This is a genomic window from Citrobacter sp. TBCS-14 (assembly GCF_005280805.1).
Taxonomy (GTDB): Bacteria; Pseudomonadota; Gammaproteobacteria; order Enterobacterales; family Enterobacteriaceae; genus Citrobacter; species Citrobacter gillenii.
In genome coordinates this window covers 1-299 of the sequence record NZ_SZWM01000300.1, presented here as the reverse complement: position 1 = coordinate 299, position 299 = coordinate 1, and the positions used below count along the sequence as shown (strand labels likewise).

General features: G+C 51.8%; 1 protein-coding gene. It reads right to left on the bottom strand.

Annotation, left to right across the window (positions count from 1 at the left end):
• A partial coding sequence (locus FDX22_RS15200; protein WP_146717416.1) for an Rpn family recombination-promoting nuclease/putative transposase occupies positions 1-299 on the bottom strand: 299 nt, incomplete at both ends.

Sequence of the window (299 nt, the reverse complement as noted above, 5' to 3'; positions counted from 1 at the left end):
AGTTTATCCAGCAGCTGTGCCATGTCGCGCTGGCGAATATGCTTTTGCACTAATGTCAGCGCCGCCATACTGCGATGCTGCATGATTTCATCATCTGGAATAACCGTCACATCCACCAACGGAAACGGTGTGCTGTAAAGTTGAAGGGCGGTTCCCGAATCCTCAAAGTGATCCAGCCAGTTCATTGAGCCTTGCCATGGGCTTTGCTTGCCATGGTAAAAGAGCACTGGAATCACCAGCGGTAGAGTGTCGTTTCCAGCCTCAAGATGACGCTGCATCGCTGCGATAGCGTAGCGCAT